We start from the raw sequence: 14710 nt of genomic DNA, 5'->3' as shown, positions 1-14710 counted from the left end.
CACCCATGAACACGATTGACGCTCACCACCACACCGCACTTGCAACGGCAGGCTGGACCGTGCTTCCCCGCCTGATACGCAGCGAATTGCTCGATTCGCTGGTCCAGGCGCTGGGCCCTTCGCTCGCGCTGCGCGACGCAATCCGACGACGCAACGGCGTGCTGGAAAACAGCGCCGGCACCTTGCATCATCTGCTGATGGATGACCCGTGCTACGTCGAATTGCTCGCGGAACTCTCGGCGCTGGAGCCGGTATTCAAAGGATACTTTGAAGGCAACTTCATCCTGAATTCGTACGGCGGCGTGATCAACGAACGCGACTCGCGCTCGTATGTGCAGAACGTGCATCGCGACATTCGCTTCGGCTCCGACACGCGGCGCTTCATGGTGAACGCGTTGGTGATGCTCGACGATTTCACGCTCGAGAACGGCGCAACGCATGTTCTCTCGCACTCGCAAAACATCCAGCAGCAGCCTACCGACGAGCATTTCTACGCTCAGGCCGCACGTGCGACCGGCGAGCGCGGCTCGGTTCTGCTGTTCGATTCGCGCATGTGGCATGCCACCGGACGCAATACCACCGATGCGCCGCGACGTGCGCTGACACTGACTTTCACCAGCCCATTCTTCAAGCCACAGCTCGATTACGCGCGGCTGTTCGGCTACCGCAACCTCGACCGCTGCAATGCATGGATGCGCCAGGTGCTCGGCTTCAACGCCCGGGTGCCGGAGTCGCTCGATGAGTTTTACGTGCCGGTGGAGCAGCGGTTCTATCAACGCGGACAGGATTGACGACATGAGCAGAGACTACAACGCGGAAGCGAAAGATCATCCGGAACATCGCTACGCTTACGACTTCGACTACCTGATGCATGAGTACATGCTTCGGACCTTCGAGCCGTTCCTCGCCGGCGATAACGCGCTTGAACTGGGATGCTTCGAAGGCAACTTCACGCGCCTTCTGACGAAGCGCTTCGATTCAGTGGAAGTGGTCGAGGCATCGGCGGACTGTATCGCCGTTGCGTCGGATAAGACCCAAGGCGCCGCCAGCTTCCATCACTCGACGTTCGAGACTTTCGAACCGTCGCGACGCTATGACAATATTTTCCTCATCCATACGCTCGAACACCTCGATTATCCGGTTGAAGTGCTGAGGCGGATTGGTGGCTGGTTATCCGAGGGTGGCCGGCTGTTCGTGGCCGCGCCGAACGCGCGCGCCGGCTCCCGGCAGATCGCGGTCAACATGGGACTGATCGACCATCACGCCGCCGTGACGCCGGCGGAAGCCGCACATGGACACCGGGTAACCTATTCGATCGATACGCTGCGGGCCGATCTGCGTGCGGCGAACCTGCGCCCGGTTACCGAAGGCGGCGTGTTTTTCAAGGGTCTCGCCAACTTCCAGATTGATGCGGCATTGCAGGCCGGCATCATCTCCCGAGCGTATCTGGACGGCTGTTTCGAGTTGGGCCGCGTCTATCCTGATTTGTGCTCGAGCGTGTACGCGATATGCCAGCGCGAGATGGAGCGCTGACCAGGACGCTGAGTCCAGTTTGCGTCTGCCTGAGCCGGCGGCCCGATCTTCGGCGGTGCGCTGCCGCGCGGCCGCCGGCCGTCATAGCCGCGCTCTTGCCGATAGATGTTACGGCGGAAGCGGACGCATCGCGGCCCCCAAGCGACCACACAGTCTTTCCTTGCCATTCAAGCAAGCGACGGGCGCAACGCTTCCGGCAACTCACGTCTCACGCTCGACTCACCGCGCGCGTCACTGAAAAGTCGCGTTGACCGACAGTTGTACCGCATTGCCCTTCGGCCGGTTGCTCGTGTTGAACTCATTGACCCAACGCAGGGCCGCCGACACGGGGGTTTTCTGGATCTTGCCCGACCACGTGACCATCGGTCCGAGGCCGACGGAATGCCCCTGACTGCCGCCGACGAGGTCTGCGATACCGCCGCTGTCATTGCCGATCTGCTGAATGTAGCCGCCCACCACGCCGACGCCCCAGCCATTGCTGAAGCGCTTGAGCGCAAGTAGATCGAGCACGCTCACCGGCGCGTTGTGATAGTGGGTGTCGTTATTGGGTGTGTAGAACTCGAGACCATAGTTCAACGACAATTCGATATTCTCTTTCGGAAGCAACTTCGTATAGGCGATCGTCGGCGTGAAGGTCCACGTGTTCTGCCCGGCATTGGCCAGCCGGTTGGGGTTGTATGCGCCAGTCGGCGCATAGATCTGCACGCTCAGCGCGACATGGTCTGTCTTCGTTAAGTGATAACCGGCGATGACCGGCGTGAAGAAGAAATCGGCGAATTGCGTGCCGTGGTCGTTCGGCAAGCGGCCATGGAACGACGAGATGTCGGTGTACTGGACCGGCACGCCGAACGAGGACGCGAAGTTCCAGCCGCCCACGGTGATACCCCACGTCTTGACCGCAGCGAGGATGGTGTACTCGGCCGTCGCGTTGACGCCGGCCGTGACCTGCCCGGCGATCGGAATCGATTTGCTCGCGCCTAGCGACCCTTCGTAATAGATCGTGGCGGCGGACACGATCCAGTCGTTGGTGGGCGGCACGACACCGCCGTACGGCGTCACCTGCATGCCGGTAATGGGCCGGCCTATACCGCCTTCAGTCGCCCACGCCGTTTGGCAGAGACTCAGACCCGCAGTGGTGAGAAGCGCGCGTTTGCACAGCCGGGTGACAAGCCGTCTTGTCGCGAAGAAACGGTTAGGTTGACTCATGATCGTCCTCATCAAATAGAAGTTCGGCATTCTCACTCCAGCCGAACCGCATCCGCACCGTCTGCGTCGCCAAGCCGCACGCGCGCGAGTGCGACCTTGTGTCGGCCTTGTGTCGGCCTTCGCACGCGATTGACGGCGGCGTCCAGTTTTCATCGAGCATGGCTTGCAGCGACGCGTTGGCGCGCAAGTACAGGGAGAAATTTGCAACAGCCGGCACCGGCGACGCATTGGCGAAACTGTCTTCGCGGGCCTCGCGTCTCGCACGTGGAGCGAGAGCAGGCCGTTTGCGTTGAAATTCGAGTTTTTGATCGGCTTGCCGGGGCGCGTAGCGGTTATGTGCGTTGAGTGAAGAAAAGTAATGCCAGTTGTATAACGTCAGCGACCGGGCGCCTTTCTCAGACGGCTGCCGATCTCCATGGAAGCTCGCAGTGTAGCGCCCGCCGCCGTCGCGAAATGGGCCCGATGCGTCGGTGTCCGAATAAAAACAGTTTGTCTTGCTCACGCTGTTGACAAAGCTGTTCGACTTCTCTATCAGCGTTTGGGTACGCTGGTCGATGTCAAAGACAGCGCCGCTCCTGATCGTACGGCGGTTCCCCGGCAAGACATCGCTTAGACCGTCAAGGTTCGTCTTCTTACGTTCGCTCGAATCGGCCCGCATGCCGACCGGCGAGAACACGGACACGAACGCGCATACCGTATCCTCCCCAAACACGCACCTATAACCCATTATCGGGCCTCGTCTATGGGCGCTCTTATTGCCGAGCGCCTACCTTTGCCTACGCGAAATCGTTTCAGAGGCGTGGTGGCTTTCGCGTGTCCGATTTAAATCGAATTCATTATTTCGCGCGTGTTCATGCGGCCGAGAAATCGGCAAGCAGATGCCAATCCACGCGGATAAAGCATGCTATGTCACTCGAACAATTGGGAATGGCAGTGCGACGGAATACAGGGCTTGCATGAGCGCTCCTTGAAAACGAGAAACGCCGCATCAAACGAAGCATGCGGAAAGTGGACGAATCACCACGCTGGCATCGTTGGCAATACTAGCAACGTTTCCGGCAATTTCAGAGATAAATTTGTAACGCAGCCGAAGGGCTAGGCGAGGCGGGGAGTCGTCCGGCTTGCTGATTTATTCAATGGATATTCGTGCCGGAGGAGCGGGCTCCGCTGTCCCGCAAAAAAATCTCGCAAGGGCTGCAATAAGCGCCTTAGCCCATTAGACTGGCGCTCGCTCCAGATTCGATCCACCGTTTTCGATGAGGCTTTCATGATTCGCTCGCTGCACCGGTACTGCATCGCCTTCACCGTCGTACTTCTTTCCGCTTGCTCCGTCACGCCGCGCCAGGATGGCGGCGAATCGCAGGCCGGCGCAGCGACGGCCGCGACGTTGGCATCATGGAACGACACCAGGGCCAAGCGCTCGATCGTCGATTTCGTCACGCTCGTGACGACACCGGAGTCCAAGGACTTCATCCCGCGCGCCGACCGTATTGCGGTGTTCGATAACGACGGCACACTGTGGCCCGAGCAGCCGGCCTCCGTGCAACTGGTGTTCGCGCTACAACGTGTGAAGACGGTGGCCGGACGGCATCCGGAGTGGAAGCGCCAGGAACCGTTCCGCTCGATCCTCAAAGGCAACCTCAGGAATGTCGCGGCAAGCGGCGACGCCGGTTCGATGCGGCTACTGGCCACGGCGCACGCAGGCATGACGAGCGAGCAGTTCGCCGCGCTCGTGCACGAATGGTTCGATTCATCGAGCGACCCGCGCTTCAACCGTCCTTATGCCGATCTCGCGTATCAGCCCATGCTCGAATTGCTTGCCTATCTGCGCGCGAACGGCTTCAAAACTTATCTGGTGACGGGCGGCGACGTCGAGTTCGTCCGCGAGGTGGCTCAGCGCATGTATGGCATTCCGCCGGAGCAGGTGATCGGCAGCACCGTCAAATACCGGTACAGCCAGACCAACGGCGCAATTTCGCTGACGCGCCTCGCGCAAGTCGACACGCTGGTCGACGGCGCGGCCAAACCGCTTGCCATCGATCGCGTGATCGGCCGACGTCCGGTGATCGCGTTCGGTAACGCGGATGGCGACGCGCCGATGCTCGAATGGACTTCGGCAGGTGACGGCCCGCGCCTTGCCGCGCTCGTGCATCACACGGATGCGGAACGCGAATACCAGTATGACCGCGCGTCGAAGAGTGGCAAGCTCGACAAGGGTCTCGACGAGGCCGGCGCAAAGGGCTGGCTCGTCGTCGACATGAAAGACGACTGGAACACCGTGTTCAGGCCAGCCAGCGCAACGACATCAGCAGCAGCGGGCGCGCCGGCCCATTGAGCCTGAAGCGAGAAAAGCCGCCGGTGCGCGGCCTTTCCCGATTGCTTCACCTGCCGCTCGTTGACGCATTGAGCCGCGCGGCTAGCGCGTCAGCGTAATGGCCAGATAGGTGACGTACAGCACCCCGCAAACCAGCAACGCCCACACCGGCACGCCGCGCTCGCGCACATTGATGCGCAGCCATGCCGCCGCGGCGAGCGTGATCACGATGCCGGTCACCACTTCGATGCGCGGCGTCCATGGTGTCAGCAGAATGCCGATCGCGGGCAGCAAGGTGCCCTGGAACACCATTGCACCGGTGATATTGCCGAACGCCAGCGTGTCTTTGCCGCGGCGAATCCACAGAATGCTGTTGACCTTCTCCGGCAGTTCGGTGGCGATCGGAATGATCAGCAGCGAGAGCAGCAGCGGCGACACGCCGAGCGCCTGCGAGACGCCGCGCACCCCGTGGATGAAGCCCTCCGCGCCCCACACCAGCAACGCGACGGCCAGCGCCAGCTGCACCACGATCGTGGCCATGTTGGTCGGCACGCCGAGGCGCGAGATCAGCATCTTGCCCGGCGCTTCGGTGCCGTGACCGGCATCGACCAGATCATTCGACGCGCGGAAGGTCATCACCACATAGGTGACATACACGCCGACCAGCGCCACGCTGAAGAGTGCGCGCACGAGCATCCGTTCGTGCGGCACGTACATCGCCGCGGCGGCCAGCACGAACGCGCATAGGAAATAGTTGAGGTCGCGCGTGAAGCCCGAGCGCTCCGGCGCGACCCAGCCGCTAGCGCCGCGCGAGCCGAGGATAGCGAGCGTCATCAGAAAGGTGGAGAGGGTGGAAAGCATTAGCGGCGCGCCGAGAATTGCGCCGACGCCGATCTCCTGATTGACCGCACTATCGGTCGTGCCGCCGGCGATCGCCAGCAACGGCACGAGAGTCTCGGGCAGAGCGGTGCCGACGGCGGCGAACAGCGAACCTGTCACGCCTTCGGAAATCTTGAGACGTTCGCCCAGGTGCTCGAGCGCGTTAGTGAAGAGTTCGGCCGCCAGCAGAATGACGACCAGCATGACTGCGAGTTCGAGCAGGAGACTGGTCATGCGCGTTTCCCTTCAAGCATGGAGAGGCAGCGGCGCGGCGGACGGCCAAGCGGGAAGACTGGCAGGGCAAAACGAGGTATCACGGGACAACTCCGCGGTCGGACGTAGATGACAAACCAATGACGCACCGCCACCCGTCCGACCAGAACGAGGCAGTACGTCAATGGTCTCGCCAAACCGACCCGGTCGAACGCGCCATGACCGAAAGGCCAAGTATGTTGACGCGCTCTCCTTCAATGGATGAAGGAAGGCTACTCCCCAGTGACCGGGGGATTCTAACGGCAGGGGACGCTTTCAACAACCTTGTTGCAGCGAGAGGGGGGGTGGCGTGGCGCGGCACCTCGGAGCCTCGCTCGTTCGGCGCGGCTTTGCGGCAAGAGCGCAGGAAATGCGATGTTCGATGGATTTGCCGCCCGGCCACGAGCCGAACGGGTTAATTGAAGTGATACTGCAGTCCGATTGTGAAACTGTTATTCGTTCTTTTTGTGCCGTCGCAATTGCCGGTGTCGGTTGTCCATTCGCCTACCGCGCTTACGTGTTTGGCAAATTTATATTCGACACCCAAACCCCAATGGAAGCGCGTGTCCGGATCGTCGCCAGTAAACCCAATGCGGACATAAGGCAGAATCTGGTTGAACGGCATGCCGAATTTCGCATCGATTCCGGCGTCTTTATAGGTTGTCGAGCCGTGATGTAAATCAGCAAAAGCCTCGGCGCCCACTATGAACCGTTCGACGTCGAAGTTATATCCAGCCGTGAAACCCGGAAAAACCGTAGTGTGCGATGGCTTGTTGATGACGCCGGAAGCATCGGAATTATTCACACCCACCTTGAAGCCCAGATAGGGACCGGCAAATTGGCTTGCCACCGTGACAGGCGGAACCGATTGCGCGTGCACGAGATTGGATAGCATCGTGATCGATGCGATTAAAATCAACCGGGCTATTTTGTACATGACCTGCAAAATAAAACAATGGGCGCGCGGATGGCTTCGCAATGCCTTTATTAATTAGGGAAGCGATTGTTGAATTACCGCTTATGGAACATCCACGCGTTATACGATTTGGATGGTCAACGCATGCTAATTAAACGGATAGGCTGGGGCAATTGGAAATTTCAGAAGACGGACGTTTATATGTCTGAATCTGAATTGACGAACAGTAAGCTACAGAGATCTTGGGATAATTCTGTCGACGCGGATGAGATCGTGGACGGCCGGCAGTGAGCGTATCTGTGGCTTATGTGCGGCTTATCGGCGGGATTGCGGCGCCCGGAAGACATCGCAAGACGGTGGAAAAACAAAAAGGGCTTGGCGCACACAGCGCAAGCCCTTGATCGAGATCGACTCTTTATGGTGCGCCCGGCTGGGATCGAACCAGCAACCCCTGCCTTCGGAGGGCAGTACTCTATCCATTGAGCTACGGGCGCTTCACCACGAAAGCGCGGCAACCGGAATGGATGCGACGCCAAAGCGAGACCGAAAGGATACCCGGTTTCAGCCATACCGTCCACCGGACGGCCTGAATGGCGGCACCCGGCGCCTTCCGGCCGACCCTCGCGATGCGGGTAAACGCCTGCTGAACAGCTCGCCGCGCCCCTCGCCGCCGTCGAAATCTTGCGTCTATAATCGTCCGTGGCTGATTTGAGAACAAGAAGTTGCCGTCACGCTGTACCGCTCACATACCCACGGAGACGAGACAAGCATGAGCGAAGCACCACACGGAGCCCCGATCAAAACCCCCGGGCAGCTCGTCGCTGCGATCATTGCCAGTTTTGCGGTGCCGATCGTCATCATCGTTCTGCTGGCCGTCTACGTCGATAACTCGACGCGCACCGGCGCCGGCACCGACTCTCTCTCCGAAGCCGAGGTCACCGCCCGCATCAAGCCATTCGCCCAGGTCGACATTCGCGACGCCAATGCGCCGCGCGTCTACAAGACCGGCGAAGAAGTCTACAAAGCCGTTTGCTCCGCTTGCCACGCATCGGGTGCGGCTGGCGCGCCGAAATTCACCAATACCGCCGACTGGGCGCCGCGCATCGCGCAGGGCTTCGACACGCTGCTGCACACGGCGCTCGCCGGCAAAGGCGCAATGCCGCCGCGCGGCGGCACCAGCCCGGACGACTACAGCGACTTCGAAATCGCACGCGCAGTCACCTATATGGCGAACAATTCCGGCGCGAGCTTCCCTGAACCGGCCCAACCGGCGGCAGGCGCGGCGGCGGCATCCGGTGCAGCAGCAGCCGCGGCTCCGGCCGGCGCTTCTGACGCAGGCGCGGCCCAAGCCGCCGCGGCCATGGCCGCGATGGCCAGCGTGCCGCAAGCGGCCGCACCGGCGGCCGGCGGCACGCAAAGCGCGGATGCCTCGCAAGCCGGCAAGGCGCTGTATCAGCAAGTCTGTCAGGCCTGTCACGCGGCAGGCGTACTGAACGCACCGAAGTACGGCGACAAGGACGCCTGGGCGCCGCGTCTGAAAGAGCCCATGGACACGGTCTATAACTACGCGCTGCACGGCAAGGGCGCGATGCCCGCGAAGGGCGGCTCGAATGCCTCGGACGCGGACGTGAAGGCCGCCGTCGACTACATGGTCAGCGCGGTGAAGTAAGACGAACGACGGCGTCTGCCAGGTCGTAAAAAATCCCTGCCCACGGTGACGCGGTGCAGGGATTTTTTTATCGGCCATCGCTGAAGCGCGCTACCCAGGTGCCCGATTTCGACACTCACTCACGCGCGCTGAACGCGCGTCTTTTGCCTCGGTATTCGCGACACTCCCTCAAGGCTTCTGCAACAGCGCCTTCAAACTGGCAAGCCGGTCTTTCGGCGACATCGGCGCTTCTTCGGGCGTCGGCGGGGGAGCGTCGTCGAGCAACATTTCGGGAATGAAGCGCGACGGCTCGCACACCACCGTTTCTCGCGCGCGCTTGCGCTTCTTGCACCAGTTCAGATGCAAACTGCGCTGCGCACGCGTGATCGCGACGTACATCAGCCGGCGCTCTTCTTCGATGCGCGCGTCGTCGATCGGCTCGTCGTCGGGACCGCCGCGATGCGGCATGATGCCTTCTTCGACACCAACCAGAAACACGTGCGGATACTCCAGGCCCTTCGACGCATGCACCGTTGAGAGCCGCACCGCGTCGGGATCTTCCTCGCGGCCTTCGAGCATCGACATGAGCGCGACGGTCTGGATCAGACCGAGCAGATTCTTGCCAGTGTCGCCGAGACCGTCGGCGGTGTCGTAGCCGGTGGCTTCGTCGGCCGCGGCGCCCGTCGGCTCAGCCTTGGTGCCTTTGCGCTTCAGCCACTCCATGAACTCCAGCACGTTCTGCCACTTGGACTGCGCCTGACGTTCGTCGAACGCGTCGTACAGATAGGCTTCGTAGTGGATGGCGTCCATCAGTTCGTCGAGCAGCGTGCCGGCGGCGTCTTTCTCGGCGCGGTCGGTGAGGCGCTGCATGAAGTCGCAGAACACGCGCATCGGTTCGATCTGCCGCGGCGACAGACGCGCCTCGATGCCGCCCATGTACACCGCTTCGAACAGCGACACCTTGGCCTGTCCTGCGAACGAGCCGAGCGCCTCGAGCGTGGTATTGCCGACGCCGCGGCGCGGCGTGGTGATCGCGCGGATGAACGCGGGGTCGTCGTTCGCGTTGGCGATCAGACGCAGATAGGCGCAGATGTCCTTGATCTCCGCCTTGTCGAAGAACGATTGGCCGCCGGACAGCACATACGGAATCCGCTCACGCCGCAACACCTGTTCGAAGATGCGCGCCTGGAAATTGCCGCGATACAGGATCGCGTAGTCGCGGAAATTCGCGCGCCGCTCGAACTTGTGCGCCGACAAACGGAACACCACGGACTCGGCCTCGTGTTCTTCGTCGTTGCACGGCGTGACGGTGATCGTGTCGCCCATGCCGTGTTCGGACCACAGCTTCTTTTCGAACAGCTTTGGATTGTTCGCGATCACGTTGTTCGCGGCCGTCAGAATGCGCACCGTCGAGCGGTAGTTCTGCTCCAGCTTGATCAGATGCAGCTTCGGAAAATCCTTGCTGAGCTGCCCGAGATTTTCGAGCGTCGCGCCGCGCCAGCCGTAAATGGCCTGATCGTCGTCGCCGACCGCCGTGAACGCCGCGCGCTTGCCGGCCAGCAGTTTCACCAGTTCGTACTGACAGGCGTTGGTGTCCTGATATTCGTCGATCAGCAGATAGCGCAGCTTGTTCTGCCAGCGGTCGCGCACCTGTTCGTTCTTCTCGAACAGTTCGGCGGGCAGGCGGATCAGATCGTCGAAATCCACCGCCTGATAGGCATGCAGCGTCGCCACGTAGTTGCGATAGACAATCGCGGCCTGATGCTCGTCCTCGTTCGCGGCAATGGCGATCGCCTGCTCGGGCATGATCATGCCGTTCTTCCACAGCGAGATGATCGATTGGATCTTGCGGATGAAACCCTTGTCCGTCGAGCCGACCTGTTCCTGGATCATGCCGAAGCAGTCGTCCGAATCCATGATCGAGAACTGCGGCTTCAGGCCGACGTGTTCCGCTTCCTGCCGCAGAATCTGCACGCCGAGCGAGTGGAAGGTGCAGACCGTCAACTGATTGACGGGCACTTTGCGGCCTTCCTTGCCGGGCGTGGTGAGCGTCTTGCCTTCGAGCAGCTTGCCCACGCGCTCGCGCATTTCCAGCGCGGCCTTGTTCGTGAACGTGACGGCGGCGATGTGGCGCGGCTCGAAGCCCTTGGCCTCGATCAGATGCGCGATTTTCTGCGTGATCACGCGCGTCTTGCCGCTGCCTGCGCCGGCGAGCACGAGACACGGACCGTCGAGATAACGGACCGCTTCATTTTGAGCGGGGTTCAGGCCTGCGGACATCGTCTGTGGATGGGTGATGCGGTTAAAGCGGCGGTTGAGGGCGCGGTGGCGAAACGCCGGCCGAAGGCCCGGGGGCATGCTGCGCGGCGCCGTGCCGGAACAGGCGCCCCGCACGGTGCGGAGGGTGTTCTGGCCCGCTTCGCAAACGCGCGAGAGGAGCGATGTTAACACGGATGTACGCAACCAATGCCCGCGCCCCATGACGGCGACCAGTACCACCACGACGCCGACGATCCACCTTCAGGACATGCCACAATTGCGGTGTTGCGCGCCGCCGCCACGGTGGCAAAGCGGCGCGCCGTTTTTGCAGGAAGACACGCATGTCCGCATCGCTGAAGATTGGATTGATGGGTTACGGTTTCGCCGGCGCGACCTTTCACGCGCCGGTAATCGCGCACTGCGGCCGCGCGAGCGTTGCGGCCATCGCCACGAGCCAGCCCGAGCGCGCGCTCGCCGACTATCCGCACACGAAGGTGGTGGCCGACCTCGACGCGCTGCTCGCGCTCGACGACATCGACTGCGTCGTGATCGCCACGCCGAACGACACGCACTTCGAGCTGGCGCGCCGCACGCTGGAAGCGGGCAAACACGTGGTGGTCGACAAGCCGGTCACGCTGAATGCCGCCGACGCCCGCACGCTGGCCAACATCGCACTCGCCCGCTGCAAGCTCTTCATGCCGTTTCACAATCGTCGCTGGGACGGTGATTTTCTGACCGTGCGCGATCTGCTCGCGAGCGGCGAATTGGGACGGATCACGCAATACGAATCGCATTTTGACCGTTTCCGGCCGGAGGTGCGGCAGCGTTGGCGTGAGGAAGCGTCGCGAGGCGGCGGTCTGCTGCTGGACCTGGGGCCGCATCTGGTCGACCAGGCGTTGGCCCTGTTCGGCACGCCGCAGAGCGTGTCGGCCACCGTGCGCACGCATCGCGACAATGCCAGCGCACCGGACTACGTGCATATCCAGCTCGGCTACAGTGAGTTCGAAGTGGTGTTGCACGCCAGCGCGTTGACCGCGCTGGTCGCGCCGCGCTTCTCGATCCACGGCACGCGCGGCAGCTATGTGAAAACCGGGCTCGACACGCAGGAAGATCAATTGAAAGCCGGCCTGCGGCCCGGCGACGAAGGCTTCGGCGCGGGCAATGCGGCCGGGTTGCTGCGCGTACTGGAAGGCGATCAGGAAGTCGAGCGCGAGCTGCCGACGCGTAATGGAGATTACGTTGGCTTCTATATCGCCGTGGCCGACGCCATCCAGAACGGCGTGAAGTTCCCGGTCAGCGCTCAGGACGCTGTGGACGTAATGACAATTATCGAACTCGCCGCCCGGAGTTCGGAAGAAGGCGTCCGGCTGCCGTTCGAGCGCGTTCGCTGAACTGTTTGCCCGCGCGTCGAAACGCCTTGTGTACCTAAAATGGCACTTGCCGCCTCCCGCGCGGGCCACGATCCTGACAGGCCCGAAAGGAACATAACGTTACAAATAAGAACGCGCCGCCGGTCAGCGCGCTCCGGCAGTCAGCCGTTGCTACCCAAGTAGCAAGACAAAACGACTATGACTTCCGGAGAGTTCATGCCCCGTACTATCCGCGCGCTCGCCGCGTGCGCCCTGCTCAGTTCGCTCGCCGCCTGTGTGGTGACGCCTCAACCCGCGCCGGCACCGCGCCCCAACCCGCAGCAGATCGCGGATCAGCGCCTGCGCCAGGTCGACGGCCGCATCGAGAATCTCAGCCGCCGTATCGACAATCGCGTGAATCAGGGCTACTACCCGCCCCCGCAAGGCGGCGCGCTGCACCATCGCCTCGACGTGATCCGTCAGGAAGCGCATGACATGGCCGCGCAACACGGCGGTGGCCTGTCCAGCGACGAACAGCGCGTGCTGAATCAGGAACTGGACAACGCGGCACACGCCATCGGCGAATAATCGCGCGCTCAGGCGCCGAAGCAGTGCAAGCGCGGGCATCGCGTCCCGCGCTTTTTTGGCGAGGGCAAGACGCCGCGTCAACCGCCGTGCCGCTCGCGGGCCCAGATTTGACAAGCCCCCGGCCCTCGCGTACATTCGCCGCACGCGTCGGGAGAGCGCGCTGGCCGCAGGAAACCGCAGGCCGCGCCGCCGAAGGGGCACACCCGCAAACTCTCAGGCAAAAGGACCGACCGCGTCGAAGAACCCGCGTTGAACCAAGCTCAGCGCACAGGTTTTTCGCACTCTGGAGAGCGGCAGTAGCCGTCTGCGTCGTTATAAATCGAGCGGATCTGGCAGGCTGCCCACCGAAGGGGCGCGCGTTTCACCGTGACGAATTCACATTCTCACGGCAACGCAATCTCTCAGGTATCGAGGACAGAGGGGCCATGCAACGCATCGCTCGCAGCTAAAAGGCCGCGAGGCGTAGCGCCGCATGGCCTTTTTTGTTTCGCGAGATGCCCGAGGCCCCATGACCGAACTCAAACACACCCCGCTCAACGCCACCCATCGTGCGCTCAATGCCCGCATGGTCGATTTTGGCGGCTGGGACATGCCCGTCAACTACGGCTCGCAAATCGACGAACACCGCGCCGTGCGTACCGACGCCGGCATGTTCGACGTCTCGCACATGTGCGTCGTCGATTTCACCGGCGAGCGCGTGCGCGCCTTCTTCGAATATGCGCTGGCCAATAACGTCGCCAAGCTGCAAACGCCCGGCCGCGCGCTGTACTCCTGTCTGTTGAACCCGAACGGCGGCGTGATCGACGACCTGATCGTCTATTACTTCGGCGAAGATCACTTCCGCGTGGTCGTCAACGCCGGCACCGCCGACAAAGACATCGCCTGGTTCGGCCAGCTCAACGCCGAAGGCAGCTTCGGCCTGACCATCACGCCGCGCCGCGACTACGCGATCGTCGCCGTGCAAGGCCCGAATGCTCGCGAAAAAGTCTGGCAAACCGTGCCGGCCGCGCGCGCCGCCACCGAAGCGCTGAAGCCGTTCAACGCCGCCCGCATCGAAGACACGCCGTTCGGCGAATTGACCGTAGCCCGCACGGGGTATACCGGCGAAGACGGCTTCGAAATCATCGTCCCCGCAGATCACGTCGAAGCGCTGTGGAACGCGCTGCAAGCGCAAGGCGTGCGCCCGGCCGGACTCGGCGCGCGCGACACGCTGCGCCTCGAAGCCGGCATGAACCTGTACGGCCAGGACATGGACGACAACGTCTCGCCGCTCGACGCCGGCCTCGCCTGGACGGTCGACCTCACCTCGCCGCGCGACTTCGTCGGCAAGGGCAAGCTGGAAGCGGACGGTTCGCAGGCCGCGTTCGTCGGCCTGATCCTGCTGAAGGACAACGGCAAGGCAGCAGGCGTGCTGCGTGCTCATCAGAAAGTCGTCACGCCGCAAGGCGAAGGCGAAATCACCAGCGGCACGTTTTCCCCGACCATGCAGGAATCGATCGCCTTTGCGCGCGTGCCGAAAGGCGTGCAGCCGGGCGACACCGTTCACGTTCAAATTCGTGACAAGAACGTTCCCGCAAGCGTGGTAAAACTGCCGTTCGTGCGCAACGGCAAAGTGCTCGCGGTTTAAGCAAGCCGGCGCGTGCGCAAACCTTCACAAGAAAACGCCGGGCCGCCCCAAGTTTTCTTGTTCCCCCTCGGGGGAACCTGGCGCGAAGCGACAGGTTTGGGGGCCCTTTAAGTCATTACCGAATCACACCGCATAGGAG

Annotated in this window: 12 protein-coding genes, 1 tRNA gene and 3 riboswitches; of the genes, 7 read left to right on the top strand and 6 right to left on the bottom strand. The window is 62.1% G+C overall.

Annotation, left to right across the window (positions count from 1 at the left end; all coding sequences use genetic code 11):
- The first annotated feature begins 5 nt into the window (after positions 1 to 5).
- Both P0D71_RS06320 and P0D71_RS06315 read left to right on the top strand, forming a co-directional pair.
- The gene (locus P0D71_RS06320; RefSeq protein ID WP_408344083.1) at positions 6 to 791 is read left to right on the top strand and encodes a phytanoyl-CoA dioxygenase family protein; all 786 of its coding nucleotides are present in this window, start codon (positions 6 to 8) and stop codon (positions 789 to 791) included.
- A 4-nt stretch (positions 792 to 795) separates the two neighbouring features.
- A complete protein-coding gene (locus P0D71_RS06315; RefSeq protein WP_408479500.1) occupies positions 796 to 1533 on the top strand; it encodes a class I SAM-dependent methyltransferase in 738 nt (245 codons plus the stop codon).
- Between the two features lie 231 nt (positions 1534 to 1764).
- Here the strand turns inward: P0D71_RS06315 and P0D71_RS06310 are convergent, their stop codons facing one another.
- Both P0D71_RS06310 and P0D71_RS06305 read right to left on the bottom strand, forming a co-directional pair.
- A complete protein-coding gene (locus P0D71_RS06310; RefSeq protein WP_408479499.1) occupies positions 1765 to 2739 on the bottom strand; it encodes a SphA family protein in 975 nt (324 codons plus the stop codon).
- Complete coding sequence (locus P0D71_RS06305; RefSeq protein ID WP_408479498.1) at positions 2726 to 3421, bottom strand: DUF1254 domain-containing protein; 696 nt, start codon at positions 3419 to 3421, stop codon at positions 2726 to 2728. Before P0D71_RS06305 ends, P0D71_RS06310 begins: the two co-directional genes overlap by 14 nt.
- Before the next feature lie 585 nt (positions 3422 to 4006).
- Between P0D71_RS06305 and P0D71_RS06300 the strand changes: the two genes are divergently transcribed.
- The gene (locus P0D71_RS06300; protein ID WP_408479497.1) at positions 4007 to 5074 is read left to right on the top strand and encodes an HAD family hydrolase; all 1068 of its coding nucleotides are present in this window, start codon (positions 4007 to 4009) and stop codon (positions 5072 to 5074) included.
- A gap of 81 nt (positions 5075 to 5155) precedes the next feature.
- Here the strand turns inward: P0D71_RS06300 and P0D71_RS06295 are convergent, their stop codons facing one another.
- The 3 genes from P0D71_RS06295 to P0D71_RS06285 form a co-directional block, all read right to left on the bottom strand.
- On the bottom strand, positions 5156 to 6166 hold the full coding sequence (locus tag P0D71_RS06295; protein ID WP_091797913.1) for a sodium:calcium antiporter: 1011 nt from the start codon (positions 6164 to 6166) through the stop codon (positions 5156 to 5158).
- A 96-nt stretch (positions 6167 to 6262) separates the two neighbouring features.
- A riboswitch (yybP-ykoY riboswitch) is annotated at positions 6263 to 6438 on the bottom strand.
- A 161-nt stretch (positions 6439 to 6599) separates the two neighbouring features.
- Positions 6600 to 7121, bottom strand: coding sequence for an outer membrane protein (locus P0D71_RS06290; RefSeq protein WP_091797910.1), 522 nt, complete (start codon positions 7119 to 7121; stop codon positions 6600 to 6602).
- A 397-nt stretch (positions 7122 to 7518) separates the two neighbouring features.
- Positions 7519 to 7594, bottom strand: a tRNA-Arg gene (locus P0D71_RS06285).
- 275 nt (positions 7595 to 7869) lie between these two features.
- Between P0D71_RS06285 and P0D71_RS06280 the strand changes: the two genes are divergently transcribed.
- Complete coding sequence (locus tag P0D71_RS06280) at positions 7870 to 8769, top strand: c-type cytochrome (RefSeq protein WP_091797907.1); 900 nt, start codon at positions 7870 to 7872, stop codon at positions 8767 to 8769.
- A gap of 168 nt (positions 8770 to 8937) precedes the next feature.
- Here the strand turns inward: P0D71_RS06280 and P0D71_RS06275 are convergent, their stop codons facing one another.
- Positions 8938 to 11028 carry a UvrD-helicase domain-containing protein gene (locus P0D71_RS06275; protein WP_091800949.1) on the bottom strand — a complete coding sequence of 697 codons (2091 nt, stop codon included), beginning with the start codon at positions 11026 to 11028 and terminating at the stop codon, positions 8938 to 8940.
- 320 nt (positions 11029 to 11348) lie between these two features.
- Here P0D71_RS06275 and P0D71_RS06270 point away from each other — a divergent pair, with 320 nt between their 5' ends.
- The 3 genes from P0D71_RS06270 (at position 11349) to gcvT (ending at position 14571) form a co-directional block, all read left to right on the top strand.
- On the top strand, positions 11349 to 12398 hold the full coding sequence (locus P0D71_RS06270) for an oxidoreductase (protein WP_408181674.1): 1050 nt from the start codon (positions 11349 to 11351) through the stop codon (positions 12396 to 12398).
- 195 nt (positions 12399 to 12593) lie between these two features.
- Entirely contained in the window at positions 12594 to 12944 is a 351-nt protein-coding gene (locus P0D71_RS06265; protein ID WP_091797901.1) for a YdgH/BhsA/McbA family protein, read from the top strand.
- A gap of 147 nt (positions 12945 to 13091) precedes the next feature.
- Positions 13092 to 13174: riboswitch (glycine riboswitch) on the top strand.
- 43 nt (positions 13175 to 13217) lie between these two features.
- Positions 13218 to 13372, top strand: a riboswitch (glycine riboswitch).
- 80 nt (positions 13373 to 13452) lie between these two features.
- Positions 13453 to 14571, top strand: coding sequence for a glycine cleavage system aminomethyltransferase GcvT (gene gcvT, locus P0D71_RS06260; RefSeq protein ID WP_091797898.1), 1119 nt, complete (start codon positions 13453 to 13455; stop codon positions 14569 to 14571).
- The last annotated feature ends 139 nt before the right edge of the window (positions 14572 to 14710 follow it).

The organism is Paraburkholderia sp. RL17-383-BIF-A (assembly GCF_046028015.1).
Taxonomy (GTDB): Bacteria; Pseudomonadota; Gammaproteobacteria; order Burkholderiales; family Burkholderiaceae; genus Paraburkholderia.
The sequence above is the reverse complement of the archived record's forward strand: the minus strand, read 5'-3'. Positions and strand labels throughout refer to the sequence as shown.

What these genes read in the sequence shown, in the direction of transcription:
- P0D71_RS06265 (WP_091797901.1), top strand. Translation starts at nt 12,594, where the DNA reads ATGCCCCGTACTATCCGCGCGCTCGCCGCGTGCGCCCTGCTCAGTTCG.
- P0D71_RS06270 (WP_408181674.1), top strand. Translation starts at nt 11,349, where the DNA reads ATGTCCGCATCGCTGAAGATTGGATTGATGGGTTACGGTTTCGCCGGC.
- P0D71_RS06290 (WP_091797910.1), bottom strand. Translation starts at nt 7,121, where the DNA reads ATGTACAAAATAGCCCGGTTGATTTTAATCGCATCGATCACGATGCTA.
- P0D71_RS06275 (WP_091800949.1), bottom strand. Translation starts at nt 11,028, where the DNA reads ATGTCCGCAGGCCTGAACCCCGCTCAAAATGAAGCGGTCCGTTATCTC.
- P0D71_RS06315 (WP_408479500.1), top strand. Translation starts at nt 796, where the DNA reads ATGAGCAGAGACTACAACGCGGAAGCGAAAGATCATCCGGAACATCGC.
- P0D71_RS06280 (WP_091797907.1), top strand. Translation starts at nt 7,870, where the DNA reads ATGAGCGAAGCACCACACGGAGCCCCGATCAAAACCCCCGGGCAGCTC.
- P0D71_RS06300 (WP_408479497.1), top strand. Translation starts at nt 4,007, where the DNA reads ATGATTCGCTCGCTGCACCGGTACTGCATCGCCTTCACCGTCGTACTT.
- P0D71_RS06295 (WP_091797913.1), bottom strand. Translation starts at nt 6,166, where the DNA reads ATGACCAGTCTCCTGCTCGAACTCGCAGTCATGCTGGTCGTCATTCTG.
- P0D71_RS06320 (WP_408344083.1), top strand. Translation starts at nt 6, where the DNA reads ATGAACACGATTGACGCTCACCACCACACCGCACTTGCAACGGCAGGC.
- gcvT (WP_091797898.1), top strand. Translation starts at nt 13,453, where the DNA reads ATGACCGAACTCAAACACACCCCGCTCAACGCCACCCATCGTGCGCTC.
- P0D71_RS06310 (WP_408479499.1), bottom strand. Translation starts at nt 2,739, where the DNA reads ATGAGTCAACCTAACCGTTTCTTCGCGACAAGACGGCTTGTCACCCGG.